The following is a 1433-nucleotide window of genomic DNA, read 5'->3' as shown; positions in this document are numbered from 1 at the left end:
TCCCGTGACGGAAGGCCACGGCCTGCGACAGCGGCTGCTCTCCATCTTCGGCGGCTCGGTGGGCAACCTCATCGAGTGGTACGACTTCTACGTCTACTCGGCGTTCTCGCTGTACTTCGCCCAGGCGTTCTTCCCGGACGCGGACCCCGTCGTGCGGCAGCTCAACACCGCGGGCGTCTTCGCGCTCGGCTTCCTCATCCGGCCCCTGGGCGGCTGGCTGATGGGGCTCTACGCGGACCAGCGGGGGCGCCGCGCAGCGCTGACGCTGTCCGTGACGCTGATGTGCCTGGGGTCCTTCGTCATCGCCGTGTGCCCCACGTACGCGCGCATCGGCGTGGCGGCGCCCACCGTGCTGATGCTGGCGCGGCTGCTCCAGGGCCTGTCCCTGGGCGGTGAGTACGGCACCAGCGCCACCTACCTCAGCGAGGTGGCCACGTCCCGGCACCGGGGCTTCTACAGCTCCTTCCAGTACGTCACGCTCATCCTGGGGCAGCTGCTGGCGACGCTGACGCTGCTGGTGTTGCAGCGGCTGGTGCTGACCTCCGGGCAACTGGAGGACTGGGGCTGGCGCATCCCGTTCCTCGTCGGCGCGGCGCTGGCCATCTTCGGCTTCTACATGCGGCGCAACATGGTGGAGACGGAGGCCTTCACCCAGGAGGCGGCGAAGGGGACGGAGCTCCAGCCCATGCGGGAGCTGCTGCGCCACCCGAAGGAGCTGGCCATCGTGGTCGGCCTCACGATGGGCGGCACGCTCGCCTTCTACACGTACACCGTCTACATGCAGAAGTTCCTGGTGAACTCGGTGGGCCTGACGCGGGACGAGGCCACGCTCATCTCCGCGGGCTCCCTGTTCCTCTACATGCTGTTGCAGCCGGCGTTCGGGTTCCTCTCCGACCAGGTCGGCCGCAGGCCGGTGCTGCTGTGGTTCGGCGTGATGGGCACGCTGTGCACCGTCCCCCTGCTGACGGCGCTGACGCGGACCCGGGACGCCTTCACCGCGTTCCTGCTGGTGCTCGCGGCGCTCGTCATCCTCTCCGGCTACACCTCCATCAACGCCGTGGTGAAGGCGGAGCTGTTCCCCGCGCGCATCCGCGCCCTCGGCGTGGGGCTGCCCTACGCGCTGACCGTGTCCCTCTTCGGCGGCACCGCCGAGTACGTGGGCACCCGGCTGAAGCTGTCCGGCCACGAGCCGTGGTTCTTCTGGTACGTCACCGGCGCCATCCTCTGCTCGCTGCTCGTCTATGTGTTGATGCCAGACACCCAACGGCACAGCCGCATCGACTGACGTCAAGTTCCCTACACGACACACGAAATGTGTGCGTGTATTGACACCTACAGTAAAACCAATCTATCACTTCTTTCGCACTTCCCGACGATTGCGGGAGGTGCTCGGAGTGAAGCGTCGTCATTCCAGACGCGGGGCACTCCGGTGG

The 1433-nt window shown here is 67.3% G+C and carries 1 protein-coding gene; it reads left to right on the top strand.

Annotated features, from left to right (window positions below; genetic code table 11):
* Positions 1-4: 4 nt before the first annotated feature.
* Positions 5-1285: an MFS transporter gene (locus tag D7V93_RS43005; protein ID WP_120648672.1), complete on the top strand. Its 1281-nt coding sequence runs from the start codon at positions 5-7 to the stop codon at positions 1283-1285.
* Positions 1286-1433: the final 148 nt, after the last annotated feature.

Origin of the sequence: Corallococcus llansteffanensis (assembly GCF_003612055.1) — a bacterium.
Taxonomy (GTDB): domain Bacteria; phylum Myxococcota; class Myxococcia; order Myxococcales; family Myxococcaceae; genus Corallococcus; species Corallococcus llansteffanensis.
Note: the sequence above shows the minus strand (reverse complement) of the source record. Positions and strands in the feature narration are given on the sequence as shown.